The organism is Changchengzhania lutea (genome assembly GCF_006974145.1).
Classification (GTDB): Bacteria; Bacteroidota; Bacteroidia; order Flavobacteriales; family Flavobacteriaceae; genus Changchengzhania; species Changchengzhania lutea.
The window spans coordinates 2833070-2858740 of record NZ_CP039456.1; the positions used below are offsets into that span (position 1 = coordinate 2833070).

The 25671-nt window shown below is 35.8% G+C and carries 15 protein-coding genes; 10 read left to right on the top strand and 5 right to left on the bottom strand.

All coding sequences use genetic code 11. The features are described from left to right. Positions 1-332: 332 nt before the first annotated feature. The 5 genes from gyrB to secDF all read left to right on the top strand — a co-directional run bounded on the left by gyrB (position 333) and on the right by secDF (position 8696). Positions 333-2282, top strand: a complete 1950-nt coding sequence (gene gyrB, locus FAF07_RS12830) for a DNA topoisomerase (ATP-hydrolyzing) subunit B (protein ID WP_142785477.1) — start codon at positions 333-335, stop codon at positions 2280-2282. Positions 2283-2433: 151 nt separating this feature from the next. Further along, positions 2434-3450, top strand: a complete 1017-nt coding sequence (locus FAF07_RS12835; RefSeq protein ID WP_142785478.1) for a DUF6588 family protein — start codon at positions 2434-2436, stop codon at positions 3448-3450. Between the two features lie 144 nt (positions 3451-3594). After that, on the top strand, positions 3595-4521 hold the full coding sequence (locus tag FAF07_RS12840; protein WP_142785479.1) for a malate dehydrogenase: 927 nt from the start codon (positions 3595-3597) through the stop codon (positions 4519-4521). 390 nt (positions 4522-4911) lie between these two features. Further along, the gene (locus FAF07_RS12845; RefSeq protein WP_142785480.1) at positions 4912-5532 is read left to right on the top strand and encodes a hypothetical protein; all 621 of its coding nucleotides are present in this window, start codon (positions 4912-4914) and stop codon (positions 5530-5532) included. Between the two features lie 182 nt (positions 5533-5714). Further along, the gene (gene secDF / locus FAF07_RS12850) at positions 5715-8696 is read left to right on the top strand and encodes a protein translocase subunit SecDF (RefSeq protein WP_142785481.1); all 2982 of its coding nucleotides are present in this window, start codon (positions 5715-5717) and stop codon (positions 8694-8696) included. Between the two features lie 226 nt (positions 8697-8922). On the opposite strand, the gene FAF07_RS12855 is transcribed toward secDF, so the two are convergent. From FAF07_RS12855 to FAF07_RS12875, 5 genes are all read right to left on the bottom strand, one after another. Further along, a complete protein-coding gene (locus FAF07_RS12855) occupies positions 8923-10338 on the bottom strand; it encodes a purine-cytosine permease family protein (RefSeq protein ID WP_142785482.1) in 1416 nt (471 codons plus the stop codon). Positions 10339-10377: 39 nt separating this feature from the next. After that, a complete protein-coding gene (locus FAF07_RS12860) occupies positions 10378-11526 on the bottom strand; it encodes an alpha-hydroxy acid oxidase (protein WP_142785483.1) in 1149 nt (382 codons plus the stop codon). A gap of 4 nt (positions 11527-11530) precedes the next feature. Continuing rightward, a complete protein-coding gene (locus tag FAF07_RS12865) occupies positions 11531-12910 on the bottom strand; it encodes an FGGY-family carbohydrate kinase (protein WP_142785484.1) in 1380 nt (459 codons plus the stop codon). 3 nt (positions 12911-12913) lie between these two features. Further along, on the bottom strand, positions 12914-14194 hold the full coding sequence (locus tag FAF07_RS12870) for a sugar isomerase (RefSeq protein WP_142785485.1): 1281 nt from the start codon (positions 14192-14194) through the stop codon (positions 12914-12916). A gap of 115 nt (positions 14195-14309) precedes the next feature. Next, on the bottom strand, positions 14310-16415 hold the full coding sequence (locus FAF07_RS12875) for a bifunctional aldolase/short-chain dehydrogenase (protein ID WP_142785486.1): 2106 nt from the start codon (positions 16413-16415) through the stop codon (positions 14310-14312). 197 nt (positions 16416-16612) lie between these two features. On the opposite strand from FAF07_RS12875, the gene FAF07_RS12880 reads away from it, so the two are divergent. From FAF07_RS12880 to FAF07_RS12900, 5 genes are all read left to right on the top strand, one after another. Further along, a complete protein-coding gene (locus tag FAF07_RS12880; protein ID WP_142786625.1) occupies positions 16613-17653 on the top strand; it encodes a GntR family transcriptional regulator in 1041 nt (346 codons plus the stop codon). Between the two features lie 747 nt (positions 17654-18400). Beyond that, on the top strand, positions 18401-20518 hold the full coding sequence (locus FAF07_RS12885) for a DUF5722 domain-containing protein (protein WP_142785487.1): 2118 nt from the start codon (positions 18401-18403) through the stop codon (positions 20516-20518). A 38-nt stretch (positions 20519-20556) separates the two neighbouring features. Next, positions 20557-22251: a glycoside hydrolase family 71/99 protein gene (locus tag FAF07_RS12890; protein WP_142785488.1), complete on the top strand. Its 1695-nt coding sequence runs from the start codon at positions 20557-20559 to the stop codon at positions 22249-22251. A 9-nt stretch (positions 22252-22260) separates the two neighbouring features. Continuing rightward, complete coding sequence (locus FAF07_RS12895; RefSeq protein ID WP_142785489.1) at positions 22261-24048, top strand: hypothetical protein; 1788 nt, start codon at positions 22261-22263, stop codon at positions 24046-24048. 11 nt (positions 24049-24059) lie between these two features. Next, the gene (locus FAF07_RS12900; protein ID WP_142785490.1) at positions 24060-25586 is read left to right on the top strand and encodes a BNR-4 repeat-containing protein; all 1527 of its coding nucleotides are present in this window, start codon (positions 24060-24062) and stop codon (positions 25584-25586) included. Positions 25587-25671: the final 85 nt, after the last annotated feature.

Genomic DNA, 25671 nt, shown 5'->3' on the forward strand with positions numbered 1-25671 from the left:
ATAGACAATTTGGTATAGATAACTCAAAATAATGATTATTTTCATTATTACTTAACCTTAAGAGGTCTCAAAATATGAGTTTATAGCGCTTTTGTGATATTGTGATTTTTTTACTGAATGAAATAAAAGTGAAATCCATTTTAAGATGCTTTTCAGTCATTTTAAGCCACTTTTACGTAATTAACAAATGTTGATAATTATCAGGTTCAATCGATGAAATGCTTTTAAAATGCGTTCTTAATTCGTATATTTGTTCGTATTCAAACGGATGCTAGATAGCATCTTTTTTTATGTCATAAATAATTAAAGAACAGATCATAAATAATAGAAATATGAGTGAAAAAAAAGAAGAATTTAACAAGCATAATTATTCGGCCGATAGTATTCAAGCTTTAGAAGGTATGGAACACGTACGTATGCGTCCATCCATGTATATTGGCGATGTTGGTACGCGCGGATTGCACCATTTGGTGTATGAAGTAGTAGACAACTCTATTGATGAAGCATTGGCGGGCCATTGCGATAACATTACTGTTACCATAAATGAAGATAACTCCATTACTACAGAAGATGATGGGCGTGGGATTCCAGTAGATTTACACAAAAAAGAAGGTGTTTCTGCGCTAGAGGTCGTCATGACTAAAATTGGTGCAGGTGGTAAGTTTGATAAAGACTCATATAAAGTATCTGGTGGTTTGCACGGTGTGGGAGTGAGTTGTGTGAATGCCCTGTCGGAACATTTAAGAGCGACCGTTTATAGAGACGGCAAAGTATATGAGCAAGAATATGAGCGTGGAAAATCCTTATATCCAGTAAAACAGATTGGTGAGACCGATAAGCGAGGTACAACCGTAACGTTTAAACCAGATTCTACCATATTCACACTAACTTTAGAGTACAGTTATGATACTTTGGCGAGTAGATTGCGGGAGTTGGCTTATTTAAATAAAGGAATAACCATTCACTTAATTGATAGACGAAGTAAAAAAGAAGATGGTGAATTTGAAGGTGAAACATTTCATTCTACGGAAGGTTTAAAAGAATTTATCCGGTATTTAGATGCCACACGTGAGCCTTTAATGAAAGATGTCATTGCTTTTGAAGGTGAGAAAAACGGCGTCCCTGTTGAGGTCGCCATGATCTACAATACCTCGTATGCCGAAAATTTACACTCCTATGTAAATAATATCAATACCCATGAAGGTGGAACACATTTGTCTGGGTTCCGTCGTGGTTTAACACATACCTTAAAAAAGTATGCAGATGAATCGGGATTACTTAAAAATTTAAAATTCGATATTGCTGGAGATGATTTCCGTGAAGGTTTAACAGCCATCATTTCCGTAAAAGTTCAAGAACCTCAATTTGAAGGTCAGACGAAAACAAAACTTGGTAATAGAGAGGTGTCTGCTTCCGTAAGTCAGGCCGTTTCAGAAATGTTAACCGATTACTTAGAAGAACATCCAGACGATGCTAAAATCATTGTTCAAAAAGTAATACTTGCAGCCCAAGCGCGTCATGCCGCTCAAAAGGCCCGTGATATGGTACAGCGTAAAACGGTCATGAGTATTGGTGGTTTGCCTGGGAAACTTTCAGATTGCTCCGAACAAGATCCTACAAAATGTGAAGTATTCCTTGTTGAGGGAGATTCGGCAGGTGGAACTGCAAAGCAAGGTCGTGACAGAGCGTTTCAAGCCATTTTGCCGCTTCGTGGAAAAATCTTGAATGTCGAGAAAGCCATGGTACACAAGGTTTTTGAAAATGAAGAAATAAAAAACATCTTCACAGCGCTTGGAGTAACTATTGGAACTGAAGAAGATAGTAAAGCATTAAACCTGTCTAAGTTACGATACCATAAGGTGGTCATCATGTGTGATGCCGATATTGATGGTAGTCATATTGCGACCTTAATCTTGACATTCTTCTTTAGATATATGAAAGAGTTGATCGAGAACGGACATATTTATATTGCAACGCCGCCGCTTTATCTAGTAAAACGAGGTGCAAAAAAACAATATGCTTGGTCTGATAAGGAGCGTGATGATATCGTTGCAGAATTTGGTGACGGATCAAAAATTCAGCGTTACAAGGGTCTGGGGGAAATGAATGCCTCTCAATTATGGGATACCACTATGAATCCTGAATTTAGAACCATGCGTTTAGTACAAATTGAAAATGGTACGGAAGCTGATAGAATTTTTTCTATGTTGATGGGTGATGAAGTGCCACCAAGAAGGGCGTTTATTGAAAAGAATGCCATTTATGCCAATATTGATGCCTAAATAAGGTAGTTACTATAAATTTTAAAGCCCCTAATATGAATTGTTAGGGGCTTTTTTTGACATCAAATCACGGTGAAAGGTAATTTTTATCGTTAAAAAGTTGTTTCGTGTGATTTTTTTTATATTTTTGCTTTTCCTTAAATCAATGAAAATGAAAAAAATCACATTCAGTTTATTCGTATTTCTAACAGTATTCACGTCAAAAGCTCAAAATGATTTAGACGCACTTCTTGCCGCTGGTGTAGATGATGCGGAACGTTTCGCCAATGACTATTTAATGCCAGGAACAAACGGGCTCATGTATAGTATGAATGCCAACTGGTTTAATACGGCCGATGCGAAACCGCTTGGAGGTTTTGAAATATCGGTCATTGTTAATGCGGCGTCCGTTAAAGATGAACACAAATCTTTTGAAATGAACACAGATTTGTATAACAATGTGACGTTCGTTAATGATCCAAGCTCACAAAGTGTTGCTACCGCATTAGGAGATAACGACCCAAGTGTTATGGTTGAGCTTACCTATGATGATCCTATTTTTGGCAGTCAAACAGAACAGATCGAATTACCAACAGGTATTGGTTCAGGAAATGTAAATCTATTGCCCACTGCTTTTATACAGGCCGGTGTCGGGCTTTTTAAAGGTACAGAGGTTAAAGTACGCTTTGTGCCTAAAATTAAAACAGACGATGTGTCCTTAAGTATGTATGGTGGTGCTTTACAGCATGAATTCACCAAATGGTTACCAGCAGATAAACTATTGCCAATAGCTATATCTGGTTTAGTGGCCTATACGCATTTAGATGGGTCTTATGATTTAACCAATTCATCAAATATTGAAGGCGAGAATCAACGTGTAGAAAATAAAACGAGCACCTGGTTGTTCCAATTGATAGCCTCAACAAAATTACCGGTCATTAATTTTTATGGTGGTTTAGGTTATATTAAAGGCACATCAGAATCAGATTTATTAGGGACTTACAAGGTTTCAAATGGGCTTGTTACATCAGATGATATTGTAAACCCATTTTCTGTATCGAGTGAAGTCTCAGGAGTTCGAGGTACTATAGGAACCAAACTAAAACTTGGCTTTTTCAGATTAAACGCCGAATACCATTTAGCCGAATTTGATGCCTTCTCTCTTGGTGTAAACTTTGGTTTCAGATAATAAAAAAAATAGTGATTTAGTTTTATTTATGTTAGTGTATTAGTTTTAAAAAGTGTAAGATTTAATCTTACACTTTTTTCATTTTCATCGTATTTATTCGTAATTTTGATAATCTTAAATCAACACAAATTAAATACAAAAATTATGAAGATTACAGTAGTTGGAGCAGGAGCAGTAGGTGCTAGTTGCGCGGAATATATTGCCATTAAAAACTTTGCTTCCGAGGTCGTTTTACTTGATATTAAAGAAGGCTATGCAGAAGGAAAAGCCATGGATTTAATGCAAACGGCATCATTAAATGGTTTTGATACAAAAATCACCGGAATTACTAACGATTATAGTAAAACTGCCGATAGTGATATTTGTGTAATCACTTCAGGGATTCCCCGTAAACCAGGGATGACACGTGAAGAACTGATTGGTATCAATGCAGGCATTGTTAAATCGGTGTCGTCAAGTTTAATCCAACATTCTCCAAACACAATAATTATCGTAGTAAGCAACCCGATGGATACCATGACCTATTTGGTTCATAAAACAACAAGTCTACCTAAAAGTAGAATAATAGGCATGGGTGGTGCTTTAGATTCGGCACGTTTCAAATACAGATTGGCGGAAGCTTTAGGTGCCCCAATAAGTGATGTTGATGGTATGGTTATTGGCGGACATAGTGATACAGGTATGGTGCCATTAACAGCTCATGCGACTAGAAACAGTGTAAAAGTTTCTGAATTTTTAAGTGAAGCACGCTTAGAGCAAGTAAAAGAAGATACGAAAGTGGGTGGTGCAACCCTTACAAAACTTTTAGGAACCTCTGCTTGGTATGCGCCAGGAGCTGCGGTAAGCGGTTTGGTTCAAGCCATTGCCTGCGATCAAAAGAAATTATTTCCTTGTTCAACCTTATTAGAGGGCGAATATGGTTTAAATGATTTATGTATTGGTGTTCCTGTTGTTTTAGGTAAAAACGGAATAGAAAGCATCGTAAACATAGAATTAAGTGACGCTGAAAAAGCACATATGAAATCAAGTGCAGAAGGGGTTAAAAAGACTAATGGATTATTAGAATTATAGCTTTTTAACCTCTCCTCTTGCATCCGACGAGTGTAACGAGAGGAATACACAGGGTCGGAACTGCTTTTTCGCAGTTCCGGGTGAGGTAAAATACAAAAATTCGGTTTTTGGCCCAAAGGCCAAAATGATCCCAATAACTATCGGGAGACGAAATACCTCTATAGCTCTGCCTCGAGGATAATCGGTTTCAAGAATTTTTTTATTTGAGGCGAAAATTACTCATTTTGTGACCAGTTGAAGGTTTTTTTGAGTTGCATGGCATCGCTACGGAACGAAAAAAAAGACAAAGAATGGGTGCGAAAGGGCAATTTTTTAGCGAATTGAAAAAGTTTAAACGAGTTCTTATATAAAGACTGTAGAAATACAGTCTTTATTTTTTATATTTGGCGCATGAATTCGAGATGGTGCATTAGTACTTTAATAGTCATTCTTACCTTGTTTGGTGTTGTTTGTCAACAGCAAATGTCAGCGCCAAATCAAGAAATTATACTTCAGTTTACAGATGCCGAAGTGACATCTGATGAGGCTCAAACTACGTTTGCCATTGTTAAACAACAATTGCGAGATTTAGGAGCAGATAATATACAAGTTACAAAGCAACCAAACGGTAGTTTAAAAATCACGTACTATAGTGATACCGATGTAGCAAGTATTAAAAAAATATTCTCGAAGGATTTAAATGTATCTCTTGATTACAATTCAAATACGCCTAATAAAGAACGACATCAAGCACCTTCAGATAATGAGGTTGCTAGCTATAATTTGGATGTTTACGAAATTCAAGATGGCAACAATACGCTTTGGGGTTCAGACGGGAAATATGTTTTAGAACCTAAGCTTAAAACAGACCAATTTTTCAATCCGAATATCTTAATATCTGTTGATGATATTGAAGATATTAGCAAAAATAAAATTACTTCAGTAGCCTTTAAAGTTCGTGAACAGGTTACCATTTCTATAGGTGATATTCTACATAAGATACCCGAAGTAAGAGCGGGTCCAGTATGCTAAGGAAATCATTCTTTAAGTATTATTTTTCTTAATACGAGCACAACTCGAAATAGAAAAATTGATATGATCCACTACCCAAATAGTACTATTATTACCTTATTATAAAACAAATCATTGTCAGTTCATACGGTAAATTATATATTTGCTCGTTTTAAAAAAATTGACCACAAATAAATTATTTCATGCAAAACAAAGGATTAGTAAAGTTATTTGCACTCTTGTTTGGTTTGGTAAGTATATACCAATTATCATTCACGTTCAAAGCAAATCAAATTGAAGGCGATGCAGAAGAAATCGCTATAAATAAAATACCCGATACAGAAGAAGGGTACCGCGCTAAGCGAAGTGCCGAAGAAGCAGATTATCTAGAATCTGTAGCAACAGACACCGTTTACAACATCGGGATTGCAAAATTCACTTATAATGATGTGAAAGCTAAGGCGATGAATCTTGGTCTAGACCTTAAAGGCGGTATCAACGTGATTCTTCAAGTTTCGGTTAAGGACATACTGAAAGGTTTAGCCAATAATACTACAGACCCAGTATTTAACAAAGCACTTGAAGACGCTTCAGAACTTCAAAAGAACAGTCAGAACACCTATTTAGAGGATTTCTTTGTTGCTTTCGATGCCATTAAGGGAGACACCAAATTGGCCTCACCAGATATTTTTTACACCAAAGCATTGGATGGAGAGATAGACGGATCTATGGATGATGAAGAGGTTAAGGATATTATTGAAACTAAAATAGATGAATCTATCGTGTCGGCGTTTGAAGTATTGCGCAAGCGTATTGATGAGTTTGGAGTAACGTCACCTAACATTCAACGTTTAGGAAACTCTGGTCGAATCCTAGTAGAGTTGCCAGGGGTTAAAGATGTTGAGCGTGCTACGGGACTGTTACAGAGTACGGCACAGTTAGAGTTTTGGGAAGCTTTTAAAGGGGAACAGTTTTTTCCGTTTTTAGCACAGGCCAATGAAGTATTAAAAGATGTTGTTGATGTGGATGCTACAACTGAAGATGAGGCGGAAAGTCAGGATGAAGAAGATTCTCAGATTGATGAGTTACTTGGTGAAGCCGAAACAGATTCGACTGCTGTTGCCGCTGTAAATCCATTATTCGATTTAATTAGAGGACAAGGGTATCAAGGTGGCCCAATTATAGCACAGTTCGAAATAAAGGATAAGGAAACGGTCGAAGAATATTTAAACACGCCAGAAGTGAGAGCCTTGTTGTCTGCAGAACAACGTTACGTAAAATTTGTTTTCGGAAAACCGAAAAAAGATAGTGAGATAGTCGATTTATATGCCTTAAAAGGGAACAGGGAGAATACGCCACAATTAAGTGGTGCCGTGGTTACAGATGCCAGAAACCAATTTGGACCTACAGGAAAATCAGAAGTGTCTATGCAAATGAATGCAAAGGGCGCTAAGATTTGGGAAGAAATGACAGGGAAAGCCTTTACCGAAGGAAGTCAAATAGCCATTGTTCTTGATGACGTTGTATATTCTGCGCCAGGCGTTACTACCGGGCCAATTGCAGGCGGTAGCTCATCTATTTCTGGAGATTTTACGCTTAATGAAGCGGTAGATTTAGCAAACGTTTTACGTGCGGGTAAATTACCGGCATCGGCAGATATTATTCAAAGTGAAGTGGTTGGACCATCTTTAGGTCAAGAAGCTATCGATAGTGGTACAAATTCATTTTTAATAGCATTGGCATTGGTATTGATCTGGATGATATTTTATTATGGTAAGGCAGGTGTTTTTGCAGATATTGCGATGTTATTGAATATTTTATTAATCTTCGGAATATTATCAGGCTTAGGCGCTGTACTTACATTGCCCGGTATTGCGGGAATTGTATTAACCATTGGTATGTCGGTGGATGCTAACGTCCTTATTTTTGAACGTATTCGAGAAGAATTGACCAAAGGTAAAGGGCAGAAGGAGGCCATACAGGATGGATTCAGCAATGCGCTATCTTCTATTTTAGATGCGAATATCACTACCGGTTTAACAGCTTTAATCTTATTTATTTTTGGTACAGGACCTATTAAAGGGTTTGCAACAACTTTATTAATTGGTATTGGTACGTCTTTATTTACAGCGATATTCATTACAAGATTGTTGGTAGACTGGTATGCAAACCGTGGTGGAAAATTAGATTTCTCTACACTAATGACAAAAAATCTGTTTAGAAATATTAACATCGAATTTTTAAAGAAACGTAAATTAGCTTTTATCATTTCAGGAGCTTTTATTCTTGTAAGTTTAGGATCATTATTTACAAATAGTTTAGACCAAGGGGTCGATTTTGTTGGAGGTAGAACGTATCAAGTACGTTTTGCACAAGATGTGAGCCCTTCTGAAATTTCAGCAACATTGTCTGATGCTTTTGGTAGTGCAGATGCGAAAACTTTTGGTGATGCGAATCAACTTAAAATTACAACGAAGTACAAGGTTAACGAAACGGGTGCTGAAGTAGATGAAGAGATAAGAACTTCACTTTTCAATGCATTACAGCCACATTTAGAAGGTATGACTTATGATGAATTCATAAGTGATTCCGATACTAAGACGGTTGGATTGATGAAGTATTACAAAGTGAGTCCAACAATTGCAGATGATATTAAACAAGCTTCGTTTTGGGCCATTTTAGGATCTTTAATTGTGGTATTCCTGTATATCTTATTCCGTTTTAAAAGATGGCAATACTCATTGGGTGCTGTTGCGGCGGTGTTCCATGATGTACTAATTGTTTTAGGAGTATTCTCTTTGACCTATAAGTTCATGCCGTTTAGTATGGAAATAGATCAAGCTTTTATTGCAGCGATCTTAACCGTGATCGGGTATTCATTAAATGATACCGTGGTTGTATTCGATAGAATTCGTGAATTCTTTAATGAACATACTAGTTGGGATTTTGATAAAGTGGTGAATGTATCCTTGAGCAGCACATTAAGCAGAACCTTAAACACCTCTTTAACAACCTTAGTGGTATTATTAGCCATCTTTATTTTTGGTGGTGATTCTATACGTGGCTTCATGTTTGCTTTAATTGTTGGTGTGATTGTAGGTACGTACTCATCTTTATTTATAGCAACACCAATCATGTATGATACGGTGCAAAAATTAGAAGATAAAAAGAAGAAAAAAGACTAACTCAAATTTTTTTCTAATGAGAGCCTATCGCCATTTTGGTTGATAGGCTTTTTTTGTTTTAAATCACAAAAACTTTGTAAATTAAAAAAGATCCATTATCATGCTTATGTGTTTCTAGGCACAGTGCTTCTCTTTATAGAGAGCATTTTCTTATAGGTTAAATTTAATTATTCGTTGCGTTTATGTTGATTTGATTGAGGATTAAAAACTATATTATTAAAGAGTTTTATGTATTCTTCTTTTGAGAATATTTACTAAAAACAATAAATAAAATACCACACAATAACCAAGCAGGAAGTGTTACAAAAGATAAAAATACATCAAATTGCAATGAAATAAAATAGAACAGTCCAAAGCTAATAGCCCAAGCCCAAAACACAGATTTGTTAAAGGAAAGCTTCTTCACTTCGGCATAATTTTTAACAATACCTGCTTTTTTATGAAAGAAATGCTCAAAGACAATGATGGCTCCAAAAGGAGCTAAAATAAATCCATAAAGCGCAACAAAACCTAAAAGTTTCATAGCAAAGGCAGGAAATAAACCAGCAATGGTTGCTACCGTCCCGGCTAAAATAGTCACTTTTGCAGTCGATAATTTTGGCAAAATTGCTTGAAATGCCAAACCAGCTCTATAAATAGTAGGGTTTGCAGTTGTCCAACCAGCTAATACCACAGCGATAATTCCAAAAATACCTATCGCATTATTTGCGAGAGGCCCAGGAGCTACCGGAGGGGCGTCGCCATTGCTTAGAAAAGCTTGTGCCTCTGGAGATTTTAAATACACAGCATATAACAAGGCTGCGGCAATCCACGCCATATAATGGCCCACATACATGCCTGCAGCAGTTGTCCAACCAGCTTTTGCTTTTTTAGCAAAACGAAAAACAGATAAATCAGACATCCCAACATGCATCGCACCATTGGCAAACCAAGACCAAATAACAACATGCCAAAAAGTGAATTTTGTTTGCCCAGGAAACGGCTCAGAACCTTCGCCCCATATATTCCAAAAATCAGAGAAACTAGTAACGTTTAATTGATTTAAAGCGACAATACCACAAGCTATAAAAGCCACCACAATAAATGGGGACATCCAGTTAGCAGCTTTTGTTACGGTGTCATAACCACGAGCAGCAATAATAGATATCACAGCACCAATTAAAATGACAATAATAACCCATGTTAAGCTATTGGGCATGGTGTCTGTTAATTTTGGCATGGCCATATCAAATGGAATACCTACGGCGGTAGCAGAAACCGTTATCATCGCGCCGGCAAGAAAGCAAAATAAAATGCCGTTGGCCAGATTGTAACCCGTGACCAACTTTTTGCCACAAATTTTTTCCAATTGAAAATATAGAGTGAGTCTGTTTTTTACAGCGATTTCAGCTGTTAAAAAACGCCAGCTCAAAACAGCTAGAAGATTTCCAATTAATAGACCAACAATAAGATCAAAAGCGCTAACCCCTGCTGTTAAAAACAACGGGCCAATCATAAACTCGGTTCCAGCAGCATGTTCGCCGGCATACATGCCTATAAAACTTTTCCAACCCTTAAGTTTTGATTGGGGAACAGGAGTTCTTTCAAACTCCCCACCTGCAATGTCTTCAATTATATCTTCTTCAATACTTACTTGGCTCATATAGTCTGGTTTTATCTAGATATTCGTAGCTTATAAAAATTATTTTATTAAATGGTATGGAAAATCCGAGGTGTTTTCACAACAAATTTGTTCCATAACTTGTTGTAATTCTGTCTTTAATAAAGATATCGTATGGTTGCCACCTTTTTTGCCAAGTGCTGAAACACCATACATAAAAGAACGTCCCATAAAAGTGAATTTAGCACCACTGGCCATAGCTCTTGCAACATCAGGACCTGAACGGATACCGCTATCCATCATCACTTCTATTTGGTCACCATATTTTTCGGCAATGGTTGGTAATGGCTTAATAGTGGATTGTCCTGCATCTAATTGACGGCCGCCATGGTTGGAAACAATAATACCATCAATCCCAAGTCTGATAGCTTCTTCTGCATCATATTCTGAGGCTACGCCTTTTAAAACCAATTTACCTTTCCACATATCGCGAATGGGCTTTATTTTTTCTTCATTTAATCTACCGCTAAAGGTTTGATCCATAAACTTACCTAGTTGTTTTAAATCTAATCCTTTAGGCATGTATGGTTTCAAAACCTCAAAACTTGGTATACCATGCTTTAGCGTTTGTAAACTCCAATGTGGTCTGCCAAATGCTTGTAAAATATTAGTTAAGTTCATTTTAGGAGGCATGGCCAATCCGTTTCTAATATCTCTGGGTCGGAAACCAAACGTAGGAACATCGCAAAGAATAACCAAAACTGGACATTCCGCAGCCTGTGCCCGTTTAATAATATCATCTCTTAATCTATCCTCTGTTGGATGATAAAGCTGAAACCAGGCTTTTCCTTCTGTAAGTTCACCCGCTCGTTCTATACTTGTGGTAGTAACCGTACTTAGAACAAACGGAATATTATGCTCAAAAGCGGCTTTAGCTAAAATTTCTGGTGAATTGGGCCAAATAAGCCCTTGCAGCCCAACGGGTGCTATGCCAAAGGGCGCATCATATTCTATACCAAATAATTTGGTTTTTAGCGAAGAACCATGGTGATCCCGAAGATAATTGGGTTTCAATTGAACTTCTCTAAGTTCCGATGTATTACGATGTAAATTAACGTCTTCATTACAACCACCATCCAAATATTCAAAGGCAAATTTTGGAATTTTTTTTTGAGCTTTGGTTCTTAAATCATTAATAGACGGGTAACGAGTATCGAATTTTAATTTCATAATGTTATTTAATTATAAAAGGGACATGTTTTTTGAGTGCATAATTTTGTTTTAAAAATTTTGAGTTTAATTTATTGTCTGAGATTGAAATGGCTGCCCCCAAAGCAGAACCTAGCGACGCATCTGTGGTACTTAGTTTTTTATCCCTAAAATAGTGTGATAAGAGTTTAATGTAAATATCGTTATTGCTAAAGCCACCGTCTATATATATTCTTTCGATATTGTTTTTCCCTAATGCTTTTTTTATACATTTAATTTGAAGAAGGACCAGCTCTGTCATTAATTGATGGTACGCATGTTCATATTTTTGATAGGACATTTGGGTTTTCTCTGGCATGTCTTCATCCGTGATACTTTCCCATTTGTAATAATGTTTAAAATCTTGAATGATTTCAAAATAAGTGTCAAAATCAAATTTGACCGAACGGTGATAGTCATCACTTACACCAAAATGCCTATCGAGTTTGGCAACTTGAATTTTATATTCATTACCTAAAAAAACACGTGTCGCCTTAACAGGTTTTCCGTTAATGCGCATGTAATTAATGGCACTGTTATCATCTGCTTCTGTAGCGATAGGGTTTTCAGTAAAGGGGTTAAAAACAATACTCCAAGTTCCTGTAGATACTAAAATAAATTTTTTCTTGATACTTTTTACATAAGGTAACAAAGCCGCTGAACTATCATGAATACCTACACCGATTTTAATACGTTTTCCATTATAATTCATATTTATGCTTGTTTCTGTAGAAACAATGGGTGGTAGGATTTTGTTAATATTTTCAGTGTAGACCCATTCATGATAATCTTTCTTCCCATAATCCCATAGGGCCGTGTGGCAACCAATACTTGTGTATTCACTTAACGGAATACCTGAGAAAATATAAGTAAGATACTGTGGCAGGTGTAGTGAATATTTGATTTTTTTAAAAACCTCTGGTTTAGTATATTTTAACCAATATAATTGAATACCAGAATTTAACATGCTTAAATCTGCACATCCTGTTTTTTTAAGGAATTCTTTTCTTGGACCATATTTTTCAAAGAAATCATCAACCAAATTTTGGTCAACAGGTTTTGTGTAATTATATAAGGGTGTTATAGGTTTTCCATATTCGTCTATATGCACAAAACTCGCTCCATAAGTAGAAAAATTTATGGCTTTTACATGATATTCTTTTGCTTCTAAAATTCGATGAAAAACCTCTTTGAGCCATGATTGTAAAGCGGGTAGGTTTTCGGTTGGAAATCCGTCTTCATCAGTGATTTCATCAAAATGAATGTATTCTTTATGGACTTCCTTGAAATCTTCATCAAAGAGAAAAAACTTTTTATTGGTTTTTCCAATATCGAAAACGGCCGTTACTTTTTGTTGCTTCCCCATATTTTAAAGCCCCGTGGCTACTGTGTTTTCCCCTCGTTCTTTAATCAGTGCCTTTCTAATACCCAAAGTGCGATATGAATCGATGGGACGTAATGCGCCACCACTATTTAGACGTGCTTTTTCAAGTAATGGCCTCACATCTGTTCTGTAAGCGCCTTGTAAAATCTCCTGACATTTAACGACATCATTATTAAGTTGAGCTGCTTTTAATTCCTGTTGGTCAATCAATAAGGCTTTTGCATAAGCCTCTTGAATGGCCTCCAGTGATTGAAGTAAATCTTCCAAGGGATCTTTAACATTATGGCTCGCATCAATCATCCATGCTAAATCTGGATTTTGTGGGTTGTTTTCCATCCCGTAAACCAATTCATTAAAAATCAGAAATAGGGCATAGGGTTTAATGCTTCCAACGGTCAGATCGTCATCACCATATTTGCTATCATTGAAATGGAAACCACCTAATTTGCCTTTCAGCATCAAAATAGAAACAATCTGTTCGATATTACTGTTTGGTAAATGATGACCTAAATCTACTAACGAAAATGCTTTATCGCCACATGCGTTAGCTAACATAAAGGATGTTCCCCAATCTTGAATAACCGTACTGTAAAAATTAGGCTCATAAGGTTTGTATTCTATAAGCATCTTCCAATCTGTCGGTAATCCTTTATAGATGGATTTTAAACTGTCCTCGGTATTTTGTAAAGCTGCCTGAAAATTGTTTTGTCCTGGAAAACAAGAACCATCGGCTAACCAAACGGTTAAGCTTTTAGAACCCAATTTGTTTCCAATATTGATAACATCTAAATTATGCGCAATGGCCTGTTCCCTAACTGCTTGACTGGTGTTACTTAAAGAGCCATACTTATAACTTTCCTTAGCTTTTTTTTGATCTTGAAACGTGTTGGAATTTACCGAATCGAAGGTTATATTCAATCCATTGGCCTGCTCTTTAATAGCGTTATAATCATTTGGAATATCCCAAGGTATGTGAAGTGATACCGCGCCAGCAGTTTGGGTAAGGGCATGTAAGATTCCAACATCTTCCATTTTTTGCTCTAAATTTGAAGGTTCGCCATAAAATGAAAAACGTCCAAAACGGGTACCGCCTGCACCTAAGGCCCAGCTTGGAATAGCTACTTGAAATTCAGATAATTTAGATACAATATTTGAAACATCGTGACTATTTTTTGTTAATCTGTTTGCTAAAAAATCAAAATGTTCATTATGATTATTTAGTTTTTTTTCATTTGAATCTTGAATATGATTTTTTTTGATTTCCATATATTTTTACTTCTTTTTAAGAGAAAAGAAACTCCCATAAACCTAAACTAAATGTTTATGGAAGTGTTCTTTAAAAACAACTCTACTCTACTAACTCAAAACTCTTTCTTTAAAATTATCTTACAAATGCATTAGCCATACCGCCATCCACATTAATAATATTACCAGTGGTTTTATCTAAAACGCCTACTAAGGCGAAAACGCCATTTGCGATATCTGCAGGATATATGATTTCGTTCAATAAATTTCTTTTGGCATAATGTGCAGGCAATTCTTCAACGGTAATGCCATAAGCTTTAGCTCTACCAGCAGCCCAATCACCTTCCCAGATTTTACTACCAACAATAACCCCATCAGGATTTACCGTATTGACGCGTATTTTATCTTTTCCTAATTCTGCGGCCAATAATCTAGCCATATGCTGTTGTGCGGCTTTTGACGTACCGTAAGCTACGTTATTTGGACCAGAAACCAAACCATTTTTACTGGCAATGGATATAAAATCACCTCCAAGGTCTTGCTTTCGCATAATGGCAACAGATTGCTTTGCCAAATCAAATTGTCCTTTTACTAAAACGTTTTGAAGAATATTCCAATCCTTATCCGTTGTCTCTTCTAAAGGTTTGGAAATTGCCAATCCAGCACTGTGCACTACAATATCAACACCTCCAAACTCTACACATGCTTTTTTGTAGGCATTTGCAATAGATTCTGTATTGGTAACATCGCATATCGCATAAGTAGATACATCTCTTTTATATGTTGCATTGGCTTCAATCAAACTTTGTTCATTGATATCTGTCAACACTACATTAGCACCTTCAGCAGCCAATTTATCAGCTATAGCTTTTCCTATTCCACCACCAGCTCCAGTAACAAAAGCAACCTTGCGTGATAAGGGTTGCTCTTTTGGCATCCGTGATAATTTCGCTTCTTCTAATAGCCAATATTCAATATCAAAAGCCTCTTGTCTTGGCAATGAGGTATAAGCCGTAATGGCTTCAGCACCCCGCATGACATTGATGGCATTGATATAAAATTCGTTTGCTACACGTGTCGTTTGCTTGTTTTTTGCAAAACTAAACATCCCTACTCCTGGGTATATAATGATTACCGGATTCGCATCACGCATTGCAGGACTGTTTGCCTTTTTGCATGTATTATAGTAATTTGCATATTCTTGTCTGTAAGCCTCAAATGCCGGCTCTAATTTCTTAAATATAGCATCAGAATCCGATAAATCCTCATTTTTACCTAAAGTCAGTACTAACGGTTGAATTTTTGTTCTTAAAAAATGATCTGGACAGGAGGTTCCCATAGGAGCCAATCGTTCTAAATCATTACTGTTGATGTATTCCATCACCACATCGGTATCAGAGAAATGTCCGATCATTCTATTTTCAGAAGAGCATAAACCTCTTAATAAAGGCATGATTTGAGCCGCTTTTTCCAAACGATCTGCTTTTGGTAAACTTTCAATTTTTTGTCCGCCAAATACACTACCTTTTTCTTTAATCTTATTTTCGATAAATTCAGAAGCCATTTCAATAACCTCTAAGCTGTTCATATAACATTCATAAGAGGTATCTCCCCAAGTGAATAAACCGTGACTCCCTAATACGATACCACGAATACCTGGATTATCTTCTAAACACTTTTCTATTTGAAGACCTAAATCAAACCCTGGACGTTGCCAAGGCACCCAGCCCATTGTATCTCCCCAAATTTCTTTGGTTACTTGTTCACTGTCTTTGGCAGCAGCCACGGCTATTAACGCATCTGGGTGCAAGTGGTCTATGTGTGTGAATGGAAGTAGCCCATGTAATGGCGTATCGATGGAAGGTGCTTTGCTGTCTAAATCATAAATACAATGGTTAAATAAACCCACCATTCTATCTTCATCTTCTAAACCACCATAGACATTTTTTAGATCTCTTAATCGCTTGGTGTAGATACCTGCGATACCACTTCTGTTTAGAGTACCAATGTCTCCCCCTGATCCTTTAATCCACATGACTTCAATATCTTCATTGGTTAGCGGGTCTTTTTCGATGGTTCTACAGCTTGTGTTGCCCCCACCATAATTAGTGATTCTTAAATCTGCTCCTAAGATGTTTGATCGGTATAAAAATAATTCTACTTGGTTATCATTTAAAGCCTCTGCTTTTTGATCATCCCATAAGTAATCGACGTAATTGAATTTTTTTGTTAGGTTCTTCATGGTTTTTAATAAAAATTTCAAGAACAAAAATATGTCCAAAGAGTTTGGTTTCTGTCCTGTACTGTGCCGTTTAATTAATACCATTTATTATATAAATGTATATTTTTTATTTTTAAAACTTTTACAAACGAATAATTCTATTTACTTTGCTAGTAGAGAAATATACTTACCATAAACTTATGATTGATAAAATGGAGATGTTTAAATTTATTAAAATCGACGAAAATTCGCGAATACCTAAATATAGGCAGATTGTAGATTCCATAATATATAACATATCTATGGGCAATCTTAAAATGGATCAAAAAATTCCATCTATTAATTTATTCAGTGAAGAGTTTTATTTATCTAGAGATACCGTAGAAAAGGCTTATAATATATTGAAGGAACGAAATATAATCACCTCTATAAGAGGCAAGGGCTATTACATAACTAGGACAAAACTGTTATCTAAAATAAATATTTTATTTCTGGTCAATAAGTTAAGTTCTTACAAATTACTTACTTATAATTCGTTTATTAATGCCATAGGAGGAAACTCACACACAGATTTACATATTTATCATTGCGATGAGTCCTTATTCTTGAATTTAATGGACAAACACAAATCAGCATACGATTATTATGTTATCATGCCTCATTTTAAAACAGAAGATTTAAAACATATTAGTTTTACCGATGAAGTACTCAAAGCCCTAAAAAAAATACCAAACGAAAAATTAATTATTCTCGATAACCTTAAACCTGGTTTGCATGGCCCTATTGTAGAAATTTATCAGGATTTTGAAAATGATATATATAATGCATTAACTGAAGGGTTTCCAAAAATATCAAAATATCAAAAGCTTATTCTAGTATATCCTGATAAAGCTGTATATCCGTTTCCAAGAAGGATTTTACATGGTTTTAGAAAATTTTGTATTGAAAAGTCAATGAATTTTGAAATACTTAATGAAGTATATGATGATATAATTCTTAAAAAAGGGGACTTATTTATTACCATTGTGGAAGCAGATTTAGTGAATTTGGTAAAGCAAATTAGGGATGACGAATTTATTTTAGGAAAAGATATTGGGGTCATTTCTTATAATGATACCCCGTTAAAAGAATTACTTGGTATCACGGTTATTTCAACAGATTTTAAGGTAATGGGGGAAACTACAGCACATATGATTCTAAACAAAGAAAAAGGTAAAATCAAGGTCCCTTTCAACTTTATTGATAGGAACTCAATGTAGTATATCTTAACTATACCCCAGCGTGAATACCTAATTTTAATACCACAGTATAGTTAATTTAACTCACTTCGAAAACATTTATTCAGTAGAAGTAATCCCATAGGGGCATATCAAAGAATTATAGACGTTTGAATTTCTTGCCCTTATTAAATTTGAAAATAACAAATTTAAAATAAATTATTCTTGATTATATCTTACCCGATCTTAAGGAGCCAATGGTAGATATTCATTAAGGTTTTGAAAACGATATATACAATCCATAAAAAGAACGGTTTCTAAAAATATCTAAGTATCAGAAGCTTATTTTAATTTATCCTAATAAATCGGAAACCCTGATTACAAACCAGAAAGCACTTCAGAAAATCCACTTTACAAATCCCAGGGCGATTGGGGGCGGGCATATGTATCTTCGGTGGTGCCTGAAGAATTAAGAGGAAATATTAATATCCAGGACAACTTTTAGAACTCATTTATATGACAGGACAAAAACTAGTTTAACAATCATTAAATGATGATAATGTCACTCAAATTGAGACCTGACAGATTTTATAATTAATCCATGTTTACAAGGCAACTAATTTAACAGATAAAAACTTTATTAAGGGCGCATGATAAAACACATGGTTTTAGTAAAAATCTATTTTGTACCGTTCCATTTTAAACTGTAGCGCATTCTAAACAGTATTGCACAGGATAGTGGAATAAAAATGAAAACGTAATTTTAGATGTTTAAACACAAAAAAATTAATGAAAAAAACACTTCTCTTTATTCTATTTCCTATTGTTTTATTGGCACAACAGGCAACTACACGCTTGGAAATTGATGAAAATAATTTTAACGATGTAGCCTTACATTCACTTCAAGATAAAACCAGTGATATTTTAACAACAGGTAAAGATGGCCATGTTTTTACGCTTCCACTTACTGAAGCCACAACACCATCAAACACCATTTTCTCATTTGAATATTTTTGTCCAACGGGAGTTGATTTTATTCAACTTTATTTTTATCCTTTGAAAGATAGTGTTCCTGCAAAAATGATTAGAGATGTTGGTTCCACGGAAGGTTGGATAGAATTTAAAGTTGATATTATAGAAGAATTAAAAAACTGGGGTAAAAAAGGCGATTACTTACGTATTGATTTCGGCAATGTTCCCGATTTAAAAATTCAAATCAAAAACCTTAAAATAAGAGACTTAACAGAAAGAGAAAAAGAACTTGCAGCCAAAAAAGAGCTCATTAAAAAGCAAGAAAAAATATTAGAACAAAATCTTTTAAGCTATTTAAGAACAGATACAAAAAGTAAATTGACCCATGTGCTTGTAAAAAGTGATAGCATTGTAATTACAGGAACGTCATTATCAAAAAATCTATATTTAGGTGAAGTTAGTATTTACGAACATGTTACTGAATTAAAAGATTTCGAATTTTTAAAACCAATAAACGTCAATAATTCAAAATTTCAAATTAGTGTTGAGCGTTTTGTAAACAGACATGATTTTACTCAGGACAGATTGCTATCAAAGTGGGTTTTAGTTGAAAAAACAAAGAGCGGTTACCAACGAATTTCTAATGCACGTTACCAAGATTCAGTAGTACCGAAATATACCTATCCGTTTGTTGAGCCTTCAACTATAAAAGGTCTTGGTGGGTATAGTGCCAATAGAGAAGCCCCAATATCAGATTTAGATGATTTAGGTATTACCAGTGCTACTGTAAATATCTGGATTAATGGTTTGTTAAGATCAAGTCCTTCGGATGATAATATACCTTTCGATTATATGGGTAAAACCTATTATATAAATAAAAAGGAGATTAAGAAATATGATAAAACCATGCGTTCTACTTCTGCAAAAGATATTGAGGTTTCTGCTATTTTATTAGTTGCTAAAGCATCCCAATCTATCGATAAAACTATTGGTAAAATTTTACAGCATCCCGATACCGATCCCGCTGGAATTTATGCCATGCCCAATGTAACTACTCCTGAAGGTGTTCAATATTATGCTGCCATTCTTGATTTTTTGGCAGATAGATATAGTAGGCCGGATAAAAAATATGGACGCATCCACCATTGGATCATCCATAACGAAGTAGATGCCGGTTGGGTATGGACCAATGCTGGGGAAAAAACCGCTTTGGTATTTATGGATCTGTACCATAAATCTATGCGTATCTCCCATAATATTACAAGAAAATATAATGCCAACTCCAAAGTGTTTATATCACTAACGCATTATTGGAATTGGACCTCCAACCCTCATTTTTATCTTTCCAAAGAATTATTGGAACAACTTTTACAATTCTCCAAAACAGAAGGCGATTTTGAATGGGCCATTGCACAGCATCCTTATCCAGAATCATTGCGGGAACCCAAAACTTGGTTAGACAAAAAAGTGAGCTTTGATTTTGATACCAAGCTCATTACTTTTAAAAATATTGAAGTGTTAGATGCTTGGGTTAAACAACCCGAAGTTTTATATAAAGGAAAGTATAAACGCACGGTGTACCTTTCTGAAAATGGTACAAACTCGCCAACCTACAGTGAAAATGATTTAAAAGAACAAGCTGCAGGTATGGCTTATGCCATGAAAAAGATTAAATATTTAGATGGGATTGATGGCTTTCAATATCATAACTGGCAAGATAATCGTCGAGAGGGAGGTTTACGAATTGGATTGAGACGATTTCCTGATGATGAAGAACTACCAGGTGCCATAAAACCAGTTTGGAATGTGTATCAAGCTTTTGGAACCGATAAAGAAGACGAAGTTTTTGATCAATACAAAGAGATGATTGGCATTAAAAGTTGGGATGAGATCAGGCAAAAAGTGGATATTGGAAAAAAAAAGCCCAAACCTTAAATAACGTTCAGAGTGATACTTGGGTTGCAACGGATGCTTTGGGGAGAAAGCTTCCTGATTATGAGGAGTGTGGTCCAAAAAAAGAAAACCGTTATGTTGGCATATTTTATTTTATTACACATGACGATGCAAATGCACCAGGACCTTTTAATGTGACAGAAATCATCCAGAAAAATCCAGAAAATCCAAAATGGGGCAACGGTAGTCATTATTGGGGAGAGCCAGAAATTGGTTATTATTTGAATAGTGAAGAATGGGCCATTCGAAAACATGCCATTCAACTTATTGATGCTGGCGTTGATGTCATCATTTTAGACGTCACAAACAATAAGACCTATTTCGAGGTTTATTCCACTATCTGTAAAGTTTTTGAGGAGATGCGAAAGGAAGGTGAAAACACCCCTGATATTGCCTTTTTGGGGAGTGAAATATCCGTTAACACGCTTTGGGAGGAATTTTACTCCAAAGGACTTTATAGAGATTTATGGTTTATATGGAAGGGTAAGCCATTACTTCTTTATGGACAGCATGAACAACCCCAACGAAATTTGGTCAACGATATAAAGTTTTCCGAAAACATTAAAAGCTTTTTTAATTTAAAACAAAGTTGGGCTTGGACATCGTTACCATGGTATGATAAAAACGGTAAAGACGAATGGCCTTGGATAGACCACTATCCACAAGCTATTTCTTGGCATAAAAATCCTTCGGAAAAAGAGATGATACCCGTAGCTGTTGCGCAGCATCCACTTTCAAATATTGGTAGAAGTTTTCATAATTTTTATCAACCTAACACCAATAAATTAGGATTAACACCATATACGGATAATGGCTTGTTTTTTCAAGAGCAATGGAATAGGGCTTTGGAAGTTGAACCAGAATTTGTATTTATTACAGGTTGGAACGAATGGTCTGCACACAGTCAGAAAATGGGTAAAGACATTAGTAAAGAATTACAAAAATGGAGTTTTTATCCCGGGGTACATTTAGGTAACGCAGGAAGACCTTTGAAAGAAGGAGATGTATATTTTATAGATCAATATAACCAAGAATATAGTAGAGATATTGAACCTATGAAACACGGACACTCCGATAATTATTACTATCAACTAATGGCGAATGTTCGTAAATTTAAAGGTGTGAAGACTCCACAAGTATCAGATGCTTTCAAAACCATTTTAATATCTGGAAGTTTTGAACAGTGGAATTCTATTAACAACACATTTTATGATCATATAGGAGATGTTGAACACAGAAATAGTCAAAAACAAGGAAGTGCAGGACCGTATATAAATACTAATGGACGCAACGATATTGATCTTTGTAAAGTAACTGGAGATGAAAACAATGTATATTTTTACGTAAAAACGAAAGAAAAATTATCCCCAAGTACAGATTCCAATTGGATGCTACTCTTTATTGATGTTGACCAGAATAAATCAACTGGTTGGGAAGGATATGATTTATTGGTTAATCAAAATATTACTGATTCTAAATCATCAACCATTCAAAAATACCATCCAAAAAAAGGTTGGATAGAAGCTGGCATTACTTCATATAAAACAGAAGACAAAGATCTTATGTTATCCATTCCAAAAGCATTATTTAGACAAAATGAAACTTTAAATTTTGATTTTCATTGGGTTGATAATCTAAGCAAATTAGAAACTATATACGACTTATTCGAGGCAGGAGACAATGCTCCAAGTAGGAGAGCCAATTACAGATACTAAATTTATAAAATGAGAACAATAAAAACAATCCTTATCACGACTGTATGTTTGACGCTTTTTGCCCTAACTATTGATGCTCAGGAATCCAAAACATCTGTTTATCCGAGAGAAACAGATGTGACCTCTTTAACACATAGTGATTTGGATAATCTCAAAAGAAAAGAAATCATATACAAAGATCTCGATAAGGACGGAGATCCAGATATCATAGAATTATGGTGGAATGGAAAGCGTGTGCGTTGGTTTGATGAAAATGACGATGCGACAACGAATGATAAATGGGGCGATATGCGCAACGACGCTTTGCAAGTTGATGTGGATGATGATGGATTTTACGATGGCCCCGGGGATTATAATGTAAAATGGGCCGATAGAGATAAAGATGATATTCCAGACATCCAAATATTTAGTCGCAATCCAGAAGTTGGTTATGACTGGGTTTTTGCTGATAGTGGCTCTATTTATTTTGTAATGATTGATTTAGATAATACGGGTTTGCTTATGGACATTGAGTGGAACGATCTTTCCGTTTCCTGGACACGTTTTGATAGAGGTCCCAATTGGCGTACTAATTATCACGGCAATACCACTTTTTTGAAAGAACACGCACCAATTTGGTCTGTTGAAAACCCTAAATTTTCTTGGGAAAATCCGTTTCTTTTTTATGATTTTGATGAAGATGGTTTATCAGAAATGTCCATTCGAGTAGCAGATAACCGAAAGTTTGACAAAAACGATCGAAACAAATTGAGTTTTGATGGTATTGTAGACGAGGCTTGGATAAGCTATGATCTGGATAACGATTCTGGACGTGATAACGAAATGGATTATGATATGACCCTGTACGTTGCTGGAGCTCCTGGATTGGATTATAAAGACCAAGTACACAACTTCCCAGAAGTTAAAGCCCCTGATTGGGTGATGCCTTATTACAGACACGCCGAATGGCGGCAACAAACACAGTTTATTTATCTCAATCGCGAAGGTGCTGTAAATCGCCTCTTTTCTGCTACTTGGGCACGCGCTTATTTAACGGTTGATGAAGATGATGACAGCCACCGCTGGGAACGGGTTGAAATTTATTACCCTGGCGACCCTTATATTTTGGAGCGAATGAATAAAAATTCGCCCATTTATCATCCGCAATCTGATGCTCTTGGAGACCGTAGTGAATGGGATACTGATTTTAGTGGAAAAGCCAAATTGTACCATACGGACTGGGATGGCAAAATTCATCTTTTAGGTGCTGAAAAAGGCGTTTGGACTGTGGATATTAACAGGGCTTATTGGGCTGGAGCGCATCCAAATGGCGTAGCTTCTACAAAAATGCCAGAAAAGGCGGAGGAAGTCATTCAATATGAAGACACCAATAATAATGGCTATTTTGATAAAATCAGTTATGATTATAATGGTGATGGACAACAGAACAGAACCGATTTTTTATTGGAATTAGGTATCGATGATATTGGAAAAACAGTAGATGTGACGGAACTTAATTGGGATCAACTAAGGTTACATAACAGTGAAATTGCAAATGAGAATTGGAAAAAGGCACAACGCTTATTTAGAACGGTGTTTCGTTATGGTTTAGTCGATCCTGAAATCATTAAATTAAGTAAAGCGTCGTCAGTACAAGAAAAGTATGAGAATGCGTATTGGTTAAAAGAACGTATCATTCGAAAAACTTTAACCATAGCTCCCGAAAAATCACACAAAGAATTTCTAACGGCTTATTATAAATCTGATGCTATAGCATTAGAAAAATTAATAATTAAGCTAAAACTATCAGAAAATTAAAAAGTTAAATAATGAAATTAAAAACACATAAAGGCGTGTATAACAAAAATTCTCTAAGATGGGTGTTAGGCATTTCTTTACTCTTATACAATTGTGCCACTACTACAAATAAAACCATTCCACAGAGCCAAATATTGGAAGACCTTTCTCAAATATCTAAAGATCATTCTGCAATTTTCCAACTCTCAGATTCAGATCGTCCTGGTTCATGGTGTTGGTTCCAGGATCAACGTGTTATCATGGACATAGATGATCCCGATACCCCAATTCTAATGACGGGCGTGGTGACCTATGGAGATAGTTTAAGCGATAAACGTGGCGATATTGATCTCTATTGGGCGCGGTTCGATCTCAATAAAAAAAATCCATTGTTACAAAGGGAACGCATTGAACTTGATGACCAATTACAAATGGATGATCATGCCTCGCCTTCTTTTTTAATTAGACCCGATGGCCGTTATCTTGTTAATTGGTCCAAACATGGCAATGATAAATTTATAAGAACCAAAATTTCAAAAAACCCTCACGATCCTACTATATGGAATGAAACCATCCTATCTGATGCACCACAGGCAGGAATAACCTATACAAATCCCATATACCTATCTGAGGGCAATAATGGAAATGGACAGATATTCAATGGGATCCGTTCCCAGGGATTTGATTCCAATTTTATTTATTCGAATGATCTTGGGGAACATTGGATCTATGGCGGACAAACCCTAAACGCAAAAGACGCATGGCCAGATCACCCAGACGGAGGAAGAGCCTATGTAAAATATGCAGGGGATGGAAAATCAAAAGTCCATTTATTTGCTACAGATGATCATCCTAGGGTTAACTTTAGCAAAGATAGATCAAAGCCTGGACCTTATCTTAACTCCATATACCATGCCTATATAGAAAATGGAAAGTTGCATAAAACAGATGGAACTATCATAGATGAAAATCTTTATGATGAAAATGCTATTCCACCCACTGAAATGACACTTCTTTTAAAAGATAGTACTGTCATTGATAGTATGGCCATGCGAAGAGGTTGGGTTAATGATATTAAAATCACTCCAGACCATCAACCCTTTGGAGTTATCCAATTTAGAGCGAATGACAATCAAGAAGATCATTGCTATTTTTATGTGAGATATGATGGGAAAAAGTGGCACGTAAATTTTATGGCGTATGCAGGAGATAATTTCGGTCCCACTAATGAAGGCGATTATACTGGCCTTGCATCGGTTGATCCATCAAATCCAGATGTGGTTTTTATTTCAACAAGCACAAATCCTATTACAGGAACACCTTTAATTAGTTCGGTTTCTGGTAAACAACAACAAGAAATTTATATGGGAAGAACTAGGGATTTCGGTAAAACATGGACATGGGCTGCATTGACTGCTAATTCGGAATCTGATAATCTTCGACCGATTGTGCCAGAATGGATAAAAGGCAAAAGCTTGGTGCTTTGGATGAAAGGAAACTATCCTAAATTTTATGTTTATGACACTAAAATATTGGGGCAGATCATTAATCATAACTAATTACATGGCAACATTCATTTTGAGAAATAAACTACTCACAGTTTTCAGGATAACCAAGACCTTACAGGTTTTTAAAACCTGTAAG

Bases quoted from the DNA above. Each gene is read 5' to 3' on its own strand.
- gyrB (WP_142785477.1), top strand. From the start codon at position 333: ATGAGTGAAAAAAAAGAAGAATTTAACAAGCATAATTATTCGGCCGAT.
- FAF07_RS12835 (WP_142785478.1), top strand. From the start codon at position 2,434: ATGAAAAAAATCACATTCAGTTTATTCGTATTTCTAACAGTATTCACG.
- FAF07_RS12840 (WP_142785479.1), top strand. From the start codon at position 3,595: ATGAAGATTACAGTAGTTGGAGCAGGAGCAGTAGGTGCTAGTTGCGCG.
- FAF07_RS12845 (WP_142785480.1), top strand. From the start codon at position 4,912: ATGAATTCGAGATGGTGCATTAGTACTTTAATAGTCATTCTTACCTTG.
- secDF (WP_142785481.1), top strand. From the start codon at position 5,715: ATGCAAAACAAAGGATTAGTAAAGTTATTTGCACTCTTGTTTGGTTTG.
- FAF07_RS12855 (WP_142785482.1), bottom strand. From the start codon at position 10,338: ATGAGCCAAGTAAGTATTGAAGAAGATATAATTGAAGACATTGCAGGT.
- FAF07_RS12860 (WP_142785483.1), bottom strand. From the start codon at position 11,526: ATGAAATTAAAATTCGATACTCGTTACCCGTCTATTAATGATTTAAGA.
- FAF07_RS12865 (WP_142785484.1), bottom strand. From the start codon at position 12,910: ATGGGGAAGCAACAAAAAGTAACGGCCGTTTTCGATATTGGAAAAACC.
- FAF07_RS12870 (WP_142785485.1), bottom strand. From the start codon at position 14,194: ATGGAAATCAAAAAAAATCATATTCAAGATTCAAATGAAAAAAAACTA.
- FAF07_RS12875 (WP_142785486.1), bottom strand. From the start codon at position 16,415: ATGAAGAACCTAACAAAAAAATTCAATTACGTCGATTACTTATGGGAT.
- FAF07_RS12880 (WP_142786625.1), top strand. From the start codon at position 16,613: ATGTTTAAATTTATTAAAATCGACGAAAATTCGCGAATACCTAAATAT.
- FAF07_RS12885 (WP_142785487.1), top strand. From the start codon at position 18,401: ATGAAAAAAACACTTCTCTTTATTCTATTTCCTATTGTTTTATTGGCA.
- FAF07_RS12895 (WP_142785489.1), top strand. From the start codon at position 22,261: ATGAGAACAATAAAAACAATCCTTATCACGACTGTATGTTTGACGCTT.
- FAF07_RS12900 (WP_142785490.1), top strand. From the start codon at position 24,060: ATGAAATTAAAAACACATAAAGGCGTGTATAACAAAAATTCTCTAAGA.